We start from the raw sequence: 17,725 nt of genomic DNA on the forward strand, positions 1-17,725 counted from the left end.
GGGCTTTCGGTTGCGTAGCCCGGATGCAATCCGGGGCATGCATCGAATCTGTATGCGGGTTTGGTATAGCTATCGCGGCTGAAGCCGCTCCTACGGAATAGGGGTATGAGCGGCTTCAGCCGCGATGCTTTTGCCGCGCTCAATTGCCCCGGATTGCATCCGGGCTACAGCGCCAACCACCCCTGATTTCTATCTAGCTGCCGCTCTGCGACCCAGCCTTTCGCTAGGCCCAAGCGCCTCTAGCTCGCATTCGAAAACCTCAAAATCTCCTCAATGTCAAGCCAGACCGTGCTGTCAGCTGGCGGCATCTTTCGTGTCAATGATTCCTGTCAATTTGCTGACAAACAGCTCTAAAACGGGGCTGTGATCATTTGTCGCACCCCTGCGCTTCTTTGCTGGCTTCTTGCTGCAAAGTGTTTCAAATCTTTGCGTAAATGTTTCGAAACATGTCGAATGGATGCTGTAAGTTCGCTCATAAGTAGGCCGCTAATGAATTGTATGAGGCCTTCTTAGCCTGCACCATCCGCGCTTCCCACGGTTTACCGCTTCGCTTGCACGGATGCTCAAGCTCTGAGTTCTCGCTGCCGGCCTTTTACTCGATGGGCTGCACGGCAACTGAAGCCGACTGTGGGCTCACTCAGTTGAAGGTCGTGACATGAAAGAAGAGAAATACCATCGTTGTGTGCGCTGGCTGGTGATGGCGATTGCCTTCTCGGCGCTCGGTGGATGTGACTGGGCACTGTTCAACTCGAAAGGGCAGATCGGTGTCGAGCAGGGCAACCTCATCCTGATCTCCATTGGTCTCATGCTGATCGTGGTCATTCCCGTGATCGTCATGACCTTCTGGTTTGGCTGGCGTTATCGCGAGTCGAACGAGAAGGCCACCTACATGCCCGACTGGGCACACTCGCACAAGATCGAACTGGTCGTCTGGGGCGTTCCCCTGATCATCGTCGCGGTACTGGCGGTCATCATCTGGGAAACCTCGCATTCGCTCGACCCCTATCGCCCGATCGAATCGGACAAGCCTGCGCTGAACATCGAAGTCGTCTCGCTCGACTGGAAATGGCTGTTCATCTACCCGGACCAGGGCGTGGCCGTGGTCAATGAGCTGGTGATTCCGGAGAAAACCCCGGTGACCTTCCACATCACCTCCGACACGGTGATGAACGCGCTGTCGATCCCGCAGCTCGGCGGGATGATCTACGCCATGGGCGGCCAGCGTACCCAGCTCAACCTGATCGCCAACGAACAGGGCGAGTTCTTCGGCCAGTCCGGCAACTTCAGCGGCGAAGGCTTCTCGGCCATGCGCTTCACCACCCACTCGGTCAGCGATGAAGGCTTCGCGCAGTGGGTCGACAAGGTCAAGCAGTCGCCCGAGGTCATGGACTTCGCCGCCTTCAAAGAGGTAGGCGAGCCCGGCGAGATGGTCAACCACCGCTATCCGATCTACCCGATTCGCTACTTCGGCCAGGTCGAGCCGAACCTGTTCAACAAGGTGATCGGGCAGTACGTGACCTTGAAAGATTCCCACAGCACGGCCATGCACGAAGCAGCGGAGGTGCAGGAGTGAATATGTTTGGAAAACTGACTCTGGACGCGATTCCGTACCACGAGCCCATCATCATGATCACCCTGGCCATCGTGGCGCTGGGTGGTCTGGGACTGTTCGCGGCGGTGACCTACTTCAAGAAGTGGGGCTACCTGTGGAGCGAGTGGCTCACCTCGGTGGACCACAAGAAAATCGGCGTGATGTACATCCTCGTCGCGCTGGTCATGCTGGTGCGTGGCTTCGCTGACGCGATCATGATGCGTACCCACCTGGCGATGGCCCACGGTGACGGCCAGGGCTACCTGCCGCCCGAGCACTACGACCAGATCTTCACCGCGCACGGCATCATCATGCTGATCTTCGTGGCCATGCCACTGGTCACCGGCCTGATGAACATCGTCGTGCCGCTGCAGATCGGCGCGCGTGACGTGGCCTTCCCCTACCTGAACTCGCTGAGCTTCTGGCTGTTCGTCGGCGGCGCGCTGCTGATCAACCTGTCGCTGGGCCTGGGCGAGTTCGCCAAGACCGGCTGGGTGGCTTATCCGCCGTTATCGGGGATCAAGTTCAGTCCGGGTGTAGGCATGGACTACTACATCTGGAGCATGCAGCTATCAGGCTTGGGCACGACCCTGACGGGGGTCAACTTCATCGCCACCATCCTCAAGATGCGTGCACCGGGCATGAGCCTGATGAAGATGCCGATCTTCACCTGGACCATCCTGGTGACCTGTGTGCTGATCTGCGGCGCCTTCCCTCCGCTGACCGCGACCCTGGCGATGCTGTCGCTGGACCGCTACCTGGATTTCCACTTCTTCACCAATGAGCTGGGCGGCAACCCGATGATGTACGCCAACCTGTTCTGGATCTGGGGTCACCCGGAGGTGTACATCCTCATCCTGCCGGCGTTCGGCGTGTTCTCCGAAGTGGTGGCGACCTTCTCGCGCAAGACCCTGTTCGGTTATGCCTCGATGGTCTGGGCGACTGCGGCCATCGGCGTGCTGTCGTTCGTGGTGTGGCTGCACCACTTCTTCACCATGGGCTCGGGGGCCAGCGTCAACGCCTTCTTCGGCATCATGACCTCGATCATCGCCATCCCCACCGGGGTGAAGATCTTCACCTGGCTGTTCACCATCTTCCGTGGCCGTCTGCAACTCAACGCCATGACCTGGATGACCCTGGGCTTTCTGGTGACCTTCTCCATCGGCGGAATGACCGGTGTGCTGATGGCGGTGCCGGCGGCGGACTTCGTGCTGCACAACAGCCTGTTCCTGATCGCCCACTTCCACAACGTGATCATCGGCGGTGCGGTGTTCGGCTACCTGGCCGGCATCATCTACTGGTTCCCGAAAGCCTTTGGCTTCAAGTTGCTCGATCGTTTCGGCCGCTACTCCTTCTGGTGCTGGCTGATCGGCTTCTACTTCGCCTTCATGCCGCTGTACGTGCTGGGCTTCATGGGCATGACTCGTCGCCTCAACCACTTCGACAACCCGGCCTGGGTGCCGTGGGTGCAGGTGGCCGTGGTCGGCGCTGTGCTGATCGGTATCGGCATCGTCTTCACCGTGGTGCAGTTCGTCACCAGCTACATCAAGCGCAAGGAAAACCTCGACGTGAGCGGCGACCCCTGGGATGGCCGCACCCTGGAGTGGGCGACGTCCTCGCCGCCACCGTTCTACAACTTCGCGGTCATCCCGACGGCGGACAAGATCGACGCCTTCTATGAGGCGAAGAAGAACGGTGTCGAGCTGATGCCTGCGCCTGAGCACTACGAGCCGATTCACATGCCGAAGAACACCGGTAACGGTTTGGTGGTGTCGGCGTTCGTCATCGCCTTCGGCTTCGCCATGATCTGGCACATCTGGTGGCTCGCCATCGTTGGCCTGGTCGGCGCCGTGGTCAGCTTCATCGTGCGTTCCTACGACGAAGACATCGACTACTACGTGCAGCCCGAAGAGATCGCGCGGATCGAGCAGGCGCACCACCAAACCAAAGCCAACGCAGTCGTACAGGCCTAACCATGACCGCTTACGAACCCCATTTCCCACATGACGCTCATGGCCATGGCCATGAGCACCACCACGACAGCAGTGGCATCAAACTGTTCGGCTTCTGGGTCTACCTGATGACCGACCTGCTGATCTTCGCCACGGTGTTCGCCACCTTCGCGGTGCTGAGCAACTCCTTCGCCGGTGGCCCCACCGCGAAGGAAATGCTCGGTGGCGGCTTGCACCTGGTGCTGGTGGAAACCTTCGCACTGCTGTTTTCCAGTATCACCTACGGCATGGCCATGCTCGCCACCTACCGTGGCGACAAGGGCGCGGTGCTGCGCTGGCTGGGCATCACCTTCCTGTTCGGTGCGGCCTTCATCAGCATCGAGCTGTACGAGTTCCGCCACCTGATCCATGAAGGTGCCGGGCCACAGGTCAGCGCTTACTGGTCGGCGTTCTTCACCCTGGTCGGCACCCACGGCCTGCACGTCAGTGCCGGTCTGCTGTGGATGCTGGTGCTGATGTTCCAGGTTGGCAGCCGTGGCCTGACCGACACCAACAAGACCCGCGTCGGGCTGCTCAGCCTGTTCTGGCACTTCCTCGACGTGGTGTGGATCTGCGTGTTTACCGTCGTCTACCTGCTGGGGGTGCTGTAAATGGCTCACCAAGATAATCACGCCGCCCACGCCGTGGGCTTCAAGGATTACCTGACCGGTTTCATCCTGTCGGTGATCCTCACCGTGATCCCTTTCATGCTGGTCATGCACCCTGAAGTGCTGGGCCTGAGCCGTGGCGCGACCCTGATCACCGTGGTGCTCTTCGGCCTGGCGCAGGTGCTCGTCCACCTCGTGTACTTCCTGCACATGAAGACCGACGCAGAAGGCCGCTGGAACGTGATTTCGATGATCTTCACCGTGTTGATCATCGCGTTCGTGGTCGGCCTGTCGGTCTGGATCATGTGGAGCATGCACTATCACATGATGATCAACTGATGCTGGCGCTCCTGAAGCAGTACCTCAACCTCGCCAAGCCGGGCATCGTCTTCGGCAATCTGATTTCCGTGACGGGCGGTTTCTTCCTGGCTTCGCGTGGCGATATCGATCTGGCGCTGTACTTCGCGACAGCGCTGGGGGTTTCGCTGGTGATCGCCTCAGGCTGCGTGTTCAACAACTATATCGACAGGGACATCGACCAGAAGATGGAGCGCACCCGTAACCGGGTGCTAGCGCAGGGGCTGGTGTCCCCTGTGCACGCCATCGTCTATGCCTGCGTGCTCGGGGTGGCGGGGGTGGCCTTGCTGTACGCCGCCACCAACACCCTGGCGGTGATGCTGGTGCTGATGGGCTTCGTGGTCTATGTCGGCCTCTACAGCCTGTGGCTCAAGCGTGGCTCGGTGTACGGCACCCTGGTCGGTAGCCTGTCCGGGGCGGCTCCGCCCGTGGTCGGCTACTGCGCGGTGAGCAACGAGTTCGACGCTGGCGCCGCCATCCTGTTGTTGATCTTCAGCCTGTGGCAGATGCCGCATTCCTATGCCATCGCCATCTTCCGTTTCAATGACTACCAGGCCGCGAACATCCCGGTGCTGCCCGTTATCAAGGGGATCTCGGCGGCCAAGCGGCAGATCGTGCTGTACATCGCCGCCTTCGTGGTCGCGACCCTGATGCTGACGCTCAGCGGTTACGCCGGCTACAGCTACTTCGTGGTTGCCGCGCTGAGCGGTGCCTACTGGTTGTGGATGGGCGTATCGGGCTACAAGGCCGTCGATGATCGGGTGTGGGCGCGCAAGCTGTTCACCTTCTCCATCATCAGTATCACCATGCTCAGCGTGATGATGTCGGTGGATTTCATCTCCGCGCCCGAGCAGGTATTGGTGACCTCCATCAATCACCTGTGCAGCCAGTTTGCCGACAGTGCGCAGGGTATCTGCGCGGTGGTCGCCGGTATCTGACCTTGGTTCTGTGGGGGGCTTCAGTCGCGATTGTCGCCGCTGAAGCGCCTCCCACGGGTGCCACGCTTCATTGCCTGTAGGAGCCCCGGGGCGAAGCTTTGCTGGCACCTCCAGTCTGTCGCTACTGAAGCCCGATCTACCCTACGCAATCACCTGCAACTTTGGCCAGGTGGCCAGCCAGTTCTTGTCATGCAGGCGCTGTTGGTAGATCTGACTCCTCTCGTTCTGAAAGCGCCCGGCCGGGCGCACGATAAGGCCGAACAGATCCTCCAGGCCGAGCGGTGCGGCGACCTCCAGCCTGTCTTGTTCATCGAGCCTTATGGCCACCGCCGTCGCGGTCTCTGGCCAGTGCCGCATCGCTTCGGTAGCCGAGGCGTAAGGCGCATCGTCATTGCGCAGATGCATGCGTGCCTGATTCTTCACCGACCACTGCAGCGATTCGTCCCTGTGGCGCAGGATCGTCTCCAGTTCAGCGTCGCGAGCGGGGGCGGTTTGGCTGCGGTCGAACCAGATCACGTCGATATCTTCCGGCAGCGGGGACGGCGTGCGTTGATGCAAGTGATCCCAGACTGCGCTGCGCACGAAACCGGCGGCCACCCAGCAATCGGGCAAGTCGAGCCCGCGCACCTGCTGCAGGATGCGCAAGCGCTGTGGGTCGTTGGCAATGAGTGTCTGGAGTTGAGCGGCGAGATTCATGTGCGCAGCCTATCAGCGGTGCCCGTTGCTTGCCTGCTCAGTTCATCCAGCGCTTCTGGCTTGATTCCAGATCACGCAGCCTGCTGAATCGCATGGCACCGATACAGACCTTAAAGGCCAACCCAGTGGTGGTCGGGCGCCGCTTTGCACTAAAGTCCCCGAGCCGGTCGCCGGGACGGATTTTCCCGGCCAGAGATTTTCGAGGGAGGCGCTTGATGCGTTTACCACGCATGCGCAACGTGATGGCCTGGACGCTGGTAGTGCTGTTGTTGATCGTGGTGGCCTTGCTCGGCATTCGTATCGCCGGGCTGTCGTCGTTGCCCGAACTGGAACCCTGGCACCGCCTGGTGCCGTAGGAGCTGGAGGTCAGCGAGCTGGACGCTGCCGACTGGCAAGCCTATCTGGCCGCCGAGGCGGCCCTGTTCGAGCGCCTGCAGAGTGAGTTGATCGAGCCGGTCACGGCCTCCGGCACGGCGCCATACAGCCGCTACGCCAGCGACAGCCCGGTCTACCCCGGCAACCTGCTGCGCGACTGGAATCGCTCCTTCACTCTGCAGCCGCCAGGTCCGGCGCGTGGCGTGGTGGTGTTGCTGCATGGCCTGACCGACTCGCCATACAGCCTGCGCCATATCGCCCAGCACCTGAGCGAACAGGGGCTGTTAGCGCTGGTGCCGCGCATGCCTGGCCATGGCACGGTGCCGGCGGCGCTCACTGCTGCGCACTGGGAGCAATGGCTGGCCGCTACCCGCCTGGCCGTGCGCGAGGCGCGGCGCCAGGTGCCGGACGGGCCGCTTTATATGGTCGGCTACTCCAACGGCGGGGCGCTGGCGCTGCGTTACAGCCTGGCGGCGTTGGAAGACGAGCGCCTGGCCATGCCGCAACGCCTGGTGCTGATCTCGCCGATGATCGGTGTCACCAGCTACGCCCGTTACGCCGGGCTGGCGGCCCTGCCGGCGTTGCTGCCGGCCTTCGCCAAGTCGGCCTGGATGAACGTGCTGCCGGAGTTCAACCCGTTCAAGTACAACTCCTTCCCGGTGCACGCGGCGCGGCAGACCTATGAGCTGACCAGCGAGGTGCAGTCTGCCTTCGATGCCGCCGAAGCCGATGGCCGTCTGTCACGATTGCCACCGGTGCTGGCCTTTCAGTCGCTGGCCGACAGTACCGTGAGTACACCGGCCGTGGTGCGTCATTTGTTCGAGCGTCTACCGGCCAATGGCAGCGAACTGGTGATTTTCGACATCAACCGCTCGCAGGCGGCCAGCTCGCTGCTGCGGGCGGACATGAGCGGCTTGCTCGAGACCTTGCTGCCACCGGCTCAGCGTGACTACGACCTGACGGTAGTGGGCGTTGCGCAGAGCGGTGGTCGTCAGGTCGAGGCGCGGCGAATCACCGCCGGCGAGCGTGAGGCGCGGGTGACGCCATTGAACGTCGAATACCCGAGCCAGCTGTTCTCGCTGTCACACGTTGCACTGCCGTTTCCCACGGACGATCCGCTGTATGGCAGCGAACCGACCTCCGAGGAGTTCTACGGCGTAGCCCTTGGCACGCTGGCACCGCGCGGTGAACACGGCGTGCTGGTGGTGGGGCTCGATAGTTTGCAGCGTATGACGTCCAACCCCTTCTACGCTTATTTGCGCGAGCGCATCGACGAAGACTTGTAGGTGGTTCGATGCGCACGGCGTCCGACCGGAGGGGGCGCCGTGCGCACCGAGTGGTTTGAGGGGTTACAACCGGAAACGCCCGACCAGGCCATCGAGCTGGGTCGATAGCGCCTGCAGGTCGCTGCTGGCCTGGTTGAGCTGGTCGGCGATATGGGTGGTGCCGACGGTCAGCTCGTTGATGTCGACGATGTTGCGGTTGATGTCTTCGACCACGCTGGACTGTTCTTCGGTGGCAGTAGCGACCTGGATGTTCTGGTCGCTGATCTGGCCGATATGGTTGTTGATCTGCTCCAGCGCCGCCGACGCCTTGCTCGCATATTCCACCACCAGCGCGCTCTGCCGTTGCCCCTTGGCCATGGCCTCGACGGCCGAGCGTGATTCGTTCTGCAGGCGGTCGATGACCTGCTGGATCTCCTCGGTGGAGGCACCGGAACGGCTGGCCAGGGTACGTACCTCGTCGGCCACGACGGCGAAGCCGCGGCCTTGCTCGCCAGCACGCGCCGCTTCGATGGCGGCGTTGAGCGCGAGCAGGTTGGTCTGTTCGGAAATGCTGCGGATGGTGTTGAGCGTGGTGCTGATGGCGTCGGTCTGCGCGGCCAGTGCCTCGATCACCTTGGCGGCCTGTTCCAGTTCGCCGTTGAGGGCATCGACCTGGCGATGCGCCTGGCTGACCACGGCGCTGCCGTCGCTGGCATGCTGGGTCGCCTCGCGGGCGACTGCTGCGGCGTTCTCGGCGTTGCGCGCAATCTCGTTGACGGTCGAGCCCAGCTCGTTGATGGCGGTGGCCACCTGCACCGTACGGTCGCTTTGCGCCGTGCAGTTGCTCTGGGTCAGGCGCGCGCGTTCGGCCACGTCGCGAGCCATGCCCGAGAGTTGGCGCGAGTTGTCGGCGAGCTGGCGCATGGCGCCATGCACCTTGTCGATGAACTGGTTGAAGCTGCGGGCGATCTCGCTCAGCTCGTCCTGGCCGTGCAGGTCGATACGGGTGTCCAGGGCCAGGTTGTCGGCAGCCTGGCCCAGGCTGCTCTGCAACACCGCCACACGGCGACGTAGCTGCACCACGATCAGCCAGGAAATGATGATCGATACCAGCAGGCCGATGGCGATGATGGCGATCTGACGGGTAATGCCTTGGTCGTAGCTCTCGGCACTGTGCTGGTTCTGCTGCTCAGCCTGCTGCAGCAGGGCATCGAGCAGGTCGTTGGCGCCCTGGCGCATCACGCCGTAGGTCTTGGCGTACTGGTCGCGATAGATCTGCTGCGCCTTGGCCATGTCGCCGGCGTCGAAGGCGGCGAGCATCGGGTTCAGTTCATTGCTGACCATGGCTTCGAACTGATCAAGCAGTTGCTGCGCCTGGACCTTGCGCTCCGGGTTGACCTGGGCCGCCACGGCCTGGCGCATCGCTTCGCGCATGCCGGGCACATCTTCGTTGCGGGCATCCTGCACGCGCGATTTCACGCCGCGTTCGTCGCGTAGCGGAGTTTCCTGCAGCAGCATCATGTCGAGCCCGACGCGCATACGCGGGATGCGCGAGGCGACCTCGGCCATGGCGCGCATCGGCGCAGCCGTATTGAGATAGAGCACCTGCGTGTCCCGATGCATGCTCGACATGCTGCTCAGGCTGGTCAGCGCCACCAGCAGCAGGGCGATGCAGGGAATCGCCACCGCGATGATCAGGCGGGTTTTCAAAGAGAGGGCGTCGAGACGCATGGGCAGACTCCATTTCGAGATAGGGCGCAGGGCGACGCTCAGCCTATCGGGCCGATGTTGCCGCTTTTGTATCGGCAGCGATGGCCAGGTGCATGAGGGCAAAGACGAGCGCTTTGACGAAAAGGAGTAGGCCGGCACAGCTGTCGGCGCAGAAGGGGTGATGGCCGCCGGCAAGGTCGGCCATCAGGGTTCAGGCTTGCAGCAACGCATCCAGTTCGCCGCCACGTTCCAGTGCGGCGAGGTCATCGAAGCCGCCGACATGATGCTCGCCAATGAATATCTGCGGCACGCTGCGGCGCTTGCTGCGCTGCAGCATCTCCGCCATACGCTCGGGCGAGCGACTCACGTCGATTTCCTCGTAGGTCACGCCCTTGCGTGTCAGCAGCGCCTTGGCGTTGATGCAGTAAGGGCAGTATGCGGTGGTGTAGAGGGTGACGGCTTGCATGGTGTACCTCCGGCGTCATCAGACGGCTACTGGTGGAAAATCGACAACGGTTTCGGCCAGGTTGTTGAGGTAATTGGTCAGCGTCATCAAGGCGACGTTGGCCACCACTTCGACGATAGCGGCCTCGCTCAGCCCTTCATCGCGCGCGGCTTGCAGCTGCGCATCGCTGAGGCGGCCGCGGCTGTCGATGATCTGCCGGGTCAGGCGCGCTACGGCATCGAACTCGCCATCGCGGGCGCTGCGAATGTCCGCTGCGCTAAGACCGGCCTTGCCGGCGAACAGGGTGTGCGCGGCCAGGCAGTATTCGCAGCCGTTGACCTGCGAGCTCGCCAGCGCCACCACTTCGCGCGCCTTGGCGTTCAGTGTGCCTTTGCCGAGCGCCTGGGACAGTGCCAGGTAGCCGCTCAGCGCGGCCGGGGCGTGGGCCAGGGTGGCGAAGGTATTGGGGATGAAACCGAGGCCCTTGCGGATGCCTTCCAGTTGCGTCTGGGCGCTGGCAGCGGTTTGTTCGAAGGGCAGTGCGGCGATACGAGTCATGGTGTTTCTCCAGTCTTGGGTGGGGAGCTTGTCGTTCAAGCCTGGAGCCATGCTAGGCAATCGATCTGGCTTTTCGGATTCAGATCGTCGATGTTGTGCGACAGATCGTCCAAGAGTGCGAGATGACCATGGATCGCCTTTCCAGCCTGCTGCATCACTTCAACCTGCACGCCAGCACCTTCCACCGCGGTGGGTTCTGCGGCACCAGCAGCCATGGCGAGCATGAGCCGCATGGTTACATCCATCTACTGCGTGCCGGGCGCATGAGCTTTCGTGAAGGCGATGGCCGCGAACTGCGTCTGGAAGAGCCGAGCCTGATGCTGGTGGCCAGGCCGCGCCTGCACCAGATGACGGCCAGTGAGGCTGACGGTGCCGAACTGGTCTGCGCGACCCTGGCCTTCGACGGCGGCATCGACAATCCGCTGTCGCGGTCACTGCCAGGCGCCATCGTCAAACCGCTGCGCGAGTTGCCGAGCCTGAGCGGTTGCCTGGACTGGCTGTTCGCCGAGGCGGCGGGGGAGGATTGCGGACGCGAACTGGTGCTCAATCGCCTGTTCGAGCTGATGGTGATTCAACTGCTGCGCCATCTGATGAACAGCCGCGAGCTGGCCTCGGGGATGATGGCGGGGCTGGCCGAACCACGCCTGGCGCGGGCGCTCAATCAACTGCACGAGAAACCGCAGCACGGCTGGTCGGTGGCCGAGCTGGCGGCGCTGGCCGGCATGTCGCGCGCCAGTTTCGCTGCGCATTTTCACGATGTGGTCGGTGCTACACCGGCGGATTATCTGGTGGGCTGGCGCGTCAGCCTGGCGCAGAAGCGTCTGCGCGAGGGCCGGCCCATGGCGCTGATCGCCGACGAGGTCGGCTATGAAAGCCCCTCGGCCCTGGCCCGTGCATTTCGCCGCAAGGTGGGGGCGAGTCCCAGCGAGTGGCTGCGTCAGGTCGCTCAATAGGCGAAATGGGCGATGGCTTGCCTGACCTTGTCCAGCGCGTCTTCCAGTTGCGCCAGGGTGACCGAGCCAAGGGCCAGGCGCAGCGCATGGGGCACCTGCTCCGAGGTGCTGAACGGCTCAGCGGTGGAGACCGCCACCCGCTCGTGCAGCAGGCGCGCCACGACCTGATCGGCGCGCACCTCGGCCGGTAACGGCAGCCAGAGGAAATAGCCGGCCTCATGGCCGATCGGTTGCAGGCCGGCCAGCACGCGCCGCGCCAGTGCTTGCCGGCAGCGGGCGTCCTCGCGCTTCTGTGCTTGCAGGCGGGCCAGTGTGCCGTCTTCGATCCAGGCGCAGACCAGCGCCGTCATGATGCCCGGGGTGTTCCAGGTGCTGGCGCGGATGCTGCGCTCCAGTGCGGCGACCCAGACGGCAGGCGCAGTCAGGTAGCCAACCCGCAAGCCGGTGGCGATGTTCTTCGAGAAGCCAGATACATGCACCGTGCGTTCGGGCGCCAGGGCGGCCAGTGGCGCTGGTGCCGAGCTGGCCAGGAAGGCGTAGGCGGCATCCTCGATGATCAGCAGATCGTGCTCGCGGGCGATATCGATCAGGCGCTTGCGCTGTCGCTGGTCGAGTACCCAGCCCAGCGGGTTGTGCAGGGTCGGCATGCTGTAGATCGCCTGTACCCGGCGCGTTCTGCACAGTGCTGCCAGGGCATCGAAATCGGGGCCGCTGGCGTCGCAGGGCAGCGCCAGCAATTCCACGCCGCGCGCGGCAGCAGCCGCCTTGAAACCGGGGTAGGTGAGGGCATCGACCGCGACCACGTCACCGGGCTTGAGCAGGGTCTGCAGGGTCAGCGCCAGGCCGTGTTGGGCGCCGTTGACGATCAGCACCTGTTGCGCCGTGACCGGGAGTCCCTGATCCGTCAGGTGCCTGGCCAGCAATGCCCGCTCATGGGGGCGCCCGGCATGCGGCTGGTAGCGCAGCAGCGCTTCCAGGTCACCAGACAATGCCAGCTGGCGCAGGGCCTGGCGCAGCAGATCGGCCTGGCCCGGCAACGTGGGGTAGTTGAAGTTGAGGTCGAGCATGCCGCCCTCGGTCGCCGGCTGGTCGATACCGTGGCCAGGCGCCAGGCTGGTCTCGCGCACGAAGGTGCCGCGCCCGGTTTCGCCACTGACCAGGCCCATGGCGTGCAGCTCGGCGTAGACCCGTGACGCGGTGACTAGGGCGATGCCGTGCTGCGCGGCCAGTTCGCGGTGCGTGGGCAGGCGTGTACCGGGCGCGAGCGCGCCGCAGCGGATGTCGGCGGCCAACTGATCGACCAGTTGCTTGTAGCGCGCGCGGGGCATGGGTTGTATCCATGACAATTATTTGATTGTCATGATCATTGCCCCGAAGCTGCGTGGCAACCCGTTTCATCACAGGAGCTGCCATGCACATCGCCATTCTGACCTTCGAGGGTTTCAACGAGCTCGACTCGCTGATCGCCTTCGCCATTCTCAACCGCGTCCGCCGGCCCGACTGGCGCGTCAGCATCGCCAGCCCAGTTGCACGCGTGACATCCATGAACGGGTTGGTGATCGATAGCCACATCGACCTGCAGCAGGCCTGCGCGGCCGATGCGGTGATCGTCGGCAGTGGCATGCGTACTCGTGAGGTGGTGGCGGATGAAGCGCTGATGGCGCAGCTGCGCCTCGACCCGGCGCGGCAACTGCTGGCGGCGCAGTGTTCCGGCACGTTGCTACTGGCCCGGCTCGGCCTGCTCGACGGCGTGCTCGCCTGCACCGACCTGACCAGCAAGCCCTGGGTGCAGGAGGCGGGTGTGCAGGTGCTCGACCAGCCGCTGTTCGCCCGTGGCAATGTCGCCACGGCGGGTGGCTGCCTGGCGTCGACCTATCTCGCCGCCTGGGTCATCGCCCGTCTGGTCGGCCTCGACGAGGCGCGCCAGGCGCTGCACTACGTGGCGCCGGTGGGTGAGAAGGCGCAGTACCTGGCGGGGGCGATGGCGGCGATCGGTCCTTATCTTCAGTACCGTACAGAGGCGTGACGGGTTCGTGCATCGCGGCAAGCTGTCGTACCATCGCCGACTGACCCCGCCACGAGCCTTCGCGCATGTTCGAAATCCAGCCCATCGACCCCGCCTACTACCGCCAGCAGACCCGCCGCAGCACCATGGTGATCGCGGTCATCTTCGTGGCGCTGGCCATGCTCTGCGCCACGGCGAGCACGCAGCTTTTCGGCACGCCCGGTGGCGACAACTTCAAGTGGAACCTGCTGGGTGTGCTGGCGGGGCTCGGCCTGACCATTGCCTTGGTGCGCCAGCGACTCTGGTTGCGGCCGTTCATGGCGCCGGCCGTTTACGGTTGGCGCCTCAAGCGCAGCCTGATGCGCGTGACCAACGTCATGCATCACGTCAAGGCAGGCGTGGCCCAGGGCGATGAAACGGCGATGAAGCTGCTGCGCTTCTACCACCTGGGAGTGACCCAGATGCATCAGCTCGACGGCAACTCCAGCGAGCTGAGCCAGATGGTGCGCGAGATCGACAGCCATCGTGAGGCGATGGAGCAGCAGGGGCTGGACATCGAGCAGACGCGGCTCGACCTGGCCTGGCTGGAGCGGGTCAAAACGTTTAGCTGAACACTTCTTGTCGATCCAGGGTTGAAGTCACAATGACTTTAAAGTTGTCATTGTGACCTGATCTCCTTGTTGTCATTAGTACCTGTTTTTTCTTATCTATCTGTTTTTTATAGATAAAATACATGGCACAGAATCTGACTCTCTCCGGGTGCAATGCCCATCACAGGAGAGCTCAGATGAAATCCATTGCCTTGCTTGCCCTTTCCCTCGGCCTAGCGGCCGCCAATGTTCTGCAGGCTGCCGAAGTGCTGGCCGAACGTGAAGAAAACTCGGTGGGTGCCGGTTTCGGAGGTTTGTCCGGCCTGATGCTGGGCGCCGCCGCGGGTGGCCCTGTCGGTGCGTTGGTCGGTGGCGCCGCCGGGCTCTGGTCGGGCGCACAGGTGCAGGCTGCCACTGGCAATAGTGGCACCGCCTATATGGTGCGCCACGAAGACGGTCGTGAGCAGTGGGTGCGCTCGCCCAAGGAGCGCTTCGCGCTGGGTCAGCAGGTGGAGATGAACGGCATCCGTCTGCAAGCGCAGTAAGTCGATCTCAGCGCGGCTCGTGGAAGCCGCGGCACTCATGCTCTTTTTGCTTCGAGGAACTTCATGAATACGAATTTTCAGGGTCGTCTGGCTGTCGTCACCGGGGCCAGCTCGGGTATCGGTCTGGCTGTGTGTGATCTGTTGCTGCAGCGCGGCGCGCGCGTGCTGGCTTTTTCACGGCGTCTGGGCGCGCTGGAAGCGCTGCAGGCGTTGCATCCAGAACAGCTGCATTGGTGTGCGGGTGACGTCACCGATATCGACGCGCTGCATGGACTGGCCGAGCGGGCGGGGCGGCTCGGGGCAGTCGACTATCTGGTGCCCAACGCCGGAATCGCGCGGCTGGCGCCGGGCTGCGATATGCAGGCGTTCGAGCAGCAGTGGCAGGTCAACGGCGCCGGTGCAATCAATACCTTTCAAGTGCTCAGGCCGCATCTGGCGCGGCCTGCGTCGGTGGTGTTCATCAGTACCTTTCTGCGGCAACTGGGGTTTGCCGGGCTCGGCGGTTACATCGCCAGCAAGGCGGCGCTCTCGGCGCTGGTACGTAGTCTGGCGCTGGAACATGCCGGCGACGGGCTGCGGCTCAATCTGGTTTCACCAGGGCCGACGGCGACACCGATCTGGAACAGTCTGGGCCTGGCCGACGATGCCTTGGCGGGCGTTGCCAGCGAGGTTGGCAAGCGCCTGGTCGACGGCGAGTTTCTCGATCCGCAGGCGATTGCCGAGGTGGTGCTGTTTCAGCTGAGCAATGGTGCACGCGGCGTCCACGGCCAGGATTGGGTGGTGGACAAGGGCTACACACTGCAATAAGTGAAGTCGGGGTGGCAGGGCTGCCGCCCCGATTCGGCGACATATCCACTGACATTTAGCGTGACGCATGTCCGCCGCTTAAAGGTTTTTGAAAGGTTCGCCTCTTAGCCTCCGCACGCGCCTTTCGCGTGCCTTACAAGAAAAAGAGGAGAAAGCGGTTTGTTGACCCTGATTGGCCTGTTGACCATCTGCAGCCTGGTTGTGCTGCTGCTTATCGGGCGCATGTCGCCTGTTCTGCCATTGATCGTGGTGCCGTTGCTCGGCGCTCTGGCCGCGGGCTTTGGCCCGGAGGCGATTTCCGGTTTCTTCACCGATGGCATCGGCCGCGTGACGGCGATTGCCACCATGTTCGTGTTTGCCATTACCTTTTTTGGCGTGCTGCAGGACACCGGGCTGTTCCGCCCGCTGATCGGCGGCATGGTCCGGCTGACCCGCGGCAACGTGATCGCGGTGACCGTGGCCACGGCGGTGATCGGCATGCTGGCGCATCTCGACGGTGCCGGCGCCACCACCTTCCTGCTCACTGTTCCCGCCTTGCTGCCGCTGTACAAGCAGTTGCGCATGAGCCCCTACCTGATGCTGCTGTTGCTGGCGATCGGCGCCGGTATCTTCAACATGCTGCCCTGGGCCGGACCGCTGGGCCGTGCCTCGGCCGTGACCGGCATCGAGGTCACCGAGCTGTGGCGTCCGCTGATCGCCATCCAGGGTATCGGTGTGGTGTTGTTGGTAGCCCTGGCGGCGCTGCTGGGTTGGCGTGAGCAGCGCCGTATCGCCGCCGGCAAGAGTGGGGACGAAGGGGTACTGGTGGAAACCAGCACTGATTTGCATGAGCCAAGCGCCGAGGAGCTTGCACTGGAGCGCCCGCGTCTGCTGTGGGCCAACTCCGCGTTGTTCCTGGCGGTGCTGGTATCGCTGTTCTCTGGCGTGCTGCCGGCTGGCTATATCTTCATGATCGGTCTGTGCCTGGCGCTGCTGATCAACTACCCCGGCGGCAAGGCGCAGATGCAGCGTATCTCCGCCCACGCTCCGGCTGCGCTGAGTATGGGCATGATCATCCTGGCGGCGGGCTCGATGCTCGGCATCTTCACCGGCACCGGCATGCTCACGTCCATTGCCCAGGACCTGGCGCAGGTGCTGCCGGCACCGCTGGTGGGGCAGATGCATATCTTGCTGGGGCTGTTCGGCCTGCCGATGGAGCTGATGTTGAGCACCGACGCCTACTACTTCGGCCTGCTGCCGGTAACGCTGGAAGTGGTCGGTGCCCAGGGCGTCGAGCCGGCCAGCGTGGTCTATGCGCTGACCATCGGCAACATCATCGGCACCTTCATCAGCCCGTTCTCGCCGGCACTGTGGCTGGCACTGGGTCTGGCCGGGCTGGATCTGGGCCGGCACATTCGCTATTCGCTGTGGTGGATGTGGGGCTTCTCGCTGGTGCTCTTCGGCGCGGCCTGGGCACTCGGTTTGTTCTGACAAGCGCTGCTAGCACTGCATCTCACGCCCGGGCTTGCACGGGCGTTTTGCATTCAGCGTGCTGAAAATTGTTAGCTGATTTCCACCTGGTAACGGAAGTTCTCCGCCGCCGCGCGTGACAGGCGATATTCCAGCGGCGTGCGGTCGTAGCCCAATGCGGTGCGTTCGATGGCCACGCTCGGGCTGGCTTCGGCCACATCCAGAATGGCAGCGAGCTCTGCATCGGCTGCGGAGACGGTAAGGGTTTCCTGGGCCGAGGCGATGCGCTGGCCGCAATGCTGCTCGTAGAAGGGATAGAGCAATTGCGGGAAGTGGTCGGCGGCGATATCCAGCAGAGCGCTGAAGCGCGAGGCGGGTAGCCAGATACGTTCATGGAACAGCGGGCGGCCGTCGATCAGGCGCAGGCGCTGGAGAAAGACGCAGGGCTCGCCTTCGCCCAGTTTCAGGGCCTGGCTGACGGTAGCGTCGGCAGGCACCTGGCGGCAGTCGAGGATACGGCTTTGCGGTACCTGAGGCTGGCCGCTGGCGCTGACCTGACGAAAGAAGCGAAACAGCGAGCCGTCGAAGTTCGGCCGCCGCACGAAGGTGCCGCGACCCTGGGCACGCAGCAGCAGGCCTTCTGCGACGAGGGTTTCCACCGCCTTGCGCACCGTTCCCACGGCCACGCCGTACTGGCGGGTCAACTCCGCTTCGGTGGGGATGGCTTCCCCAGGCAGCCATTCGCCTGCGGCGATCTTGCCCAGCATTTCGTCGCGTAACCGCTGATACAGCGGCAGGCGTTCGTCCTGTCCCAGAGCCGTGGTGCTCATAAACCTCACATC

General features: G+C 63.3%; 17 protein-coding genes and 1 pseudogene. 12 read left to right on the forward strand and 6 right to left on the reverse strand.

The window, feature by feature from the left end:
• The first annotated feature begins 655 nt into the window (after window positions 1–655).
• Genes cyoA through cyoE form a run of 5 tightly spaced genes read left to right on the forward strand, consistent with a single transcriptional unit; the run spans window position 656 to window position 5,485 of the window.
• On the forward strand, window positions 656–1,573 hold the full coding sequence (cyoA, locus tag BLS08_RS15650) for a ubiquinol oxidase subunit II (protein WP_017677723.1): 918 nt from the start codon (window positions 656–658) through the stop codon (window positions 1,571–1,573).
• Window positions 1,574–1,575: 2 nt separating this feature from the next.
• On the forward strand, window positions 1,576–3,564 hold the full coding sequence (gene cyoB / locus BLS08_RS15655; protein ID WP_017677722.1) for a cytochrome o ubiquinol oxidase subunit I: 1,989 nt from the start codon (window positions 1,576–1,578) through the stop codon (window positions 3,562–3,564).
• Between the two features lie 2 nt (window positions 3,565–3,566).
• The gene (cyoC, locus tag BLS08_RS15660; RefSeq protein WP_017677721.1) at window positions 3,567–4,193 is read left to right on the forward strand and encodes a cytochrome o ubiquinol oxidase subunit III; all 627 of its coding nucleotides are present in this window, start codon (window positions 3,567–3,569) and stop codon (window positions 4,191–4,193) included.
• Complete coding sequence (gene cyoD / locus BLS08_RS15665; RefSeq protein ID WP_017677720.1) at window positions 4,194–4,529, forward strand: cytochrome o ubiquinol oxidase subunit IV; 336 nt, start codon at window positions 4,194–4,196, stop codon at window positions 4,527–4,529.
• Window positions 4,529–5,485 (forward strand): heme o synthase, encoded by a 957-nt coding sequence (gene cyoE / locus BLS08_RS15670; protein WP_017677719.1) that lies wholly within the window; start codon window positions 4,529–4,531, stop codon window positions 5,483–5,485. Before cyoD ends, cyoE begins: the two co-directional genes overlap by 1 nt.
• Before the next feature lie 141 nt (window positions 5,486–5,626).
• Here the strand turns inward: cyoE and BLS08_RS15675 are convergent, their stop codons facing one another.
• Window positions 5,627–6,181, reverse strand: a complete 555-nt coding sequence (locus tag BLS08_RS15675) for a nucleotidyltransferase family protein (protein WP_017677718.1) — start codon at window positions 6,179–6,181, stop codon at window positions 5,627–5,629.
• 215 nt (window positions 6,182–6,396) lie between these two features.
• On the opposite strand from BLS08_RS15675, the pseudogene BLS08_RS15680 reads away from it, so the two are divergent.
• A pseudogene (locus tag BLS08_RS15680) lies at window positions 6,397–7,842 on the forward strand (alpha/beta hydrolase).
• A 63-nt stretch (window positions 7,843–7,905) separates the two neighbouring features.
• On the opposite strand, the gene BLS08_RS15685 reads toward BLS08_RS15680, so the two are convergent.
• From BLS08_RS15685 to BLS08_RS15695, 3 genes are all read right to left on the reverse strand, one after another.
• Complete coding sequence (locus tag BLS08_RS15685) at window positions 7,906–9,552, reverse strand: methyl-accepting chemotaxis protein (RefSeq protein ID WP_017677715.1); 1,647 nt, start codon at window positions 9,550–9,552, stop codon at window positions 7,906–7,908.
• A 190-nt stretch (window positions 9,553–9,742) separates the two neighbouring features.
• Window positions 9,743–9,997 (reverse strand): glutaredoxin 3, encoded by a 255-nt coding sequence (gene grxC, locus BLS08_RS15690; protein WP_017677713.1) that lies wholly within the window; start codon window positions 9,995–9,997, stop codon window positions 9,743–9,745.
• A gap of 18 nt (window positions 9,998–10,015) precedes the next feature.
• Window positions 10,016–10,534 carry a carboxymuconolactone decarboxylase family protein gene (locus BLS08_RS15695; protein ID WP_017677712.1) on the reverse strand — a complete coding sequence of 173 codons (519 nt, stop codon included), beginning with the start codon at window positions 10,532–10,534 and terminating at the stop codon, window positions 10,016–10,018.
• A gap of 122 nt (window positions 10,535–10,656) precedes the next feature.
• On the opposite strand from BLS08_RS15695, the gene BLS08_RS15700 reads away from it, so the two are divergent.
• Window positions 10,657–11,487 (forward strand): AraC family transcriptional regulator, encoded by an 831-nt coding sequence (locus BLS08_RS15700; protein ID WP_017677711.1) that lies wholly within the window; start codon window positions 10,657–10,659, stop codon window positions 11,485–11,487.
• Here the strand turns inward: BLS08_RS15700 and BLS08_RS15705 are convergent.
• Window positions 11,481–12,815, reverse strand: coding sequence for an aminotransferase-like domain-containing protein (locus tag BLS08_RS15705; RefSeq protein WP_017677710.1), 1,335 nt, complete (start codon window positions 12,813–12,815; stop codon window positions 11,481–11,483). The genes BLS08_RS15700 and BLS08_RS15705 overlap by 7 nt on opposite strands.
• A gap of 83 nt (window positions 12,816–12,898) precedes the next feature.
• Between BLS08_RS15705 and BLS08_RS15710 the strand changes: the two genes are divergently transcribed.
• The 5 genes from BLS08_RS15710 (at window position 12,899) to BLS08_RS15730 (ending at window position 16,904) form a co-directional block, all read left to right on the forward strand.
• On the forward strand, window positions 12,899–13,513 hold the full coding sequence (locus tag BLS08_RS15710) for a DJ-1/PfpI family protein (protein WP_017677709.1): 615 nt from the start codon (window positions 12,899–12,901) through the stop codon (window positions 13,511–13,513).
• A gap of 65 nt (window positions 13,514–13,578) precedes the next feature.
• The gene (locus BLS08_RS15715; protein WP_017677708.1) at window positions 13,579–14,103 is read left to right on the forward strand and encodes a DUF3087 domain-containing protein; all 525 of its coding nucleotides are present in this window, start codon (window positions 13,579–13,581) and stop codon (window positions 14,101–14,103) included.
• Between the two features lie 176 nt (window positions 14,104–14,279).
• Window positions 14,280–14,627: a hypothetical protein gene (locus BLS08_RS15720; RefSeq protein WP_017677707.1), complete on the forward strand. Its 348-nt coding sequence runs from the start codon at window positions 14,280–14,282 to the stop codon at window positions 14,625–14,627.
• A gap of 63 nt (window positions 14,628–14,690) precedes the next feature.
• Entirely contained in the window at window positions 14,691–15,434 is a 744-nt protein-coding gene (locus BLS08_RS15725) for an SDR family NAD(P)-dependent oxidoreductase (RefSeq protein WP_017677706.1), read from the forward strand.
• A gap of 159 nt (window positions 15,435–15,593) precedes the next feature.
• Entirely contained in the window at window positions 15,594–16,904 is a 1,311-nt protein-coding gene (locus tag BLS08_RS15730) for a CitMHS family transporter (protein ID WP_017677705.1), read from the forward strand.
• Between the two features lie 71 nt (window positions 16,905–16,975).
• Here BLS08_RS15730 and BLS08_RS15735 read toward each other — a convergent pair whose 3' ends face one another.
• Entirely contained in the window at window positions 16,976–17,713 is a 738-nt protein-coding gene (locus tag BLS08_RS15735) for a GntR family transcriptional regulator (RefSeq protein ID WP_090336892.1), read from the reverse strand.
• Window positions 17,714–17,725 lie beyond the last annotated feature (12 nt).

It is taken from the genome of Ectopseudomonas chengduensis (genome assembly GCF_900102635.1).
GTDB lineage: Bacteria > Pseudomonadota > Gammaproteobacteria > Pseudomonadales > Pseudomonadaceae > Aquipseudomonas > Aquipseudomonas chengduensis.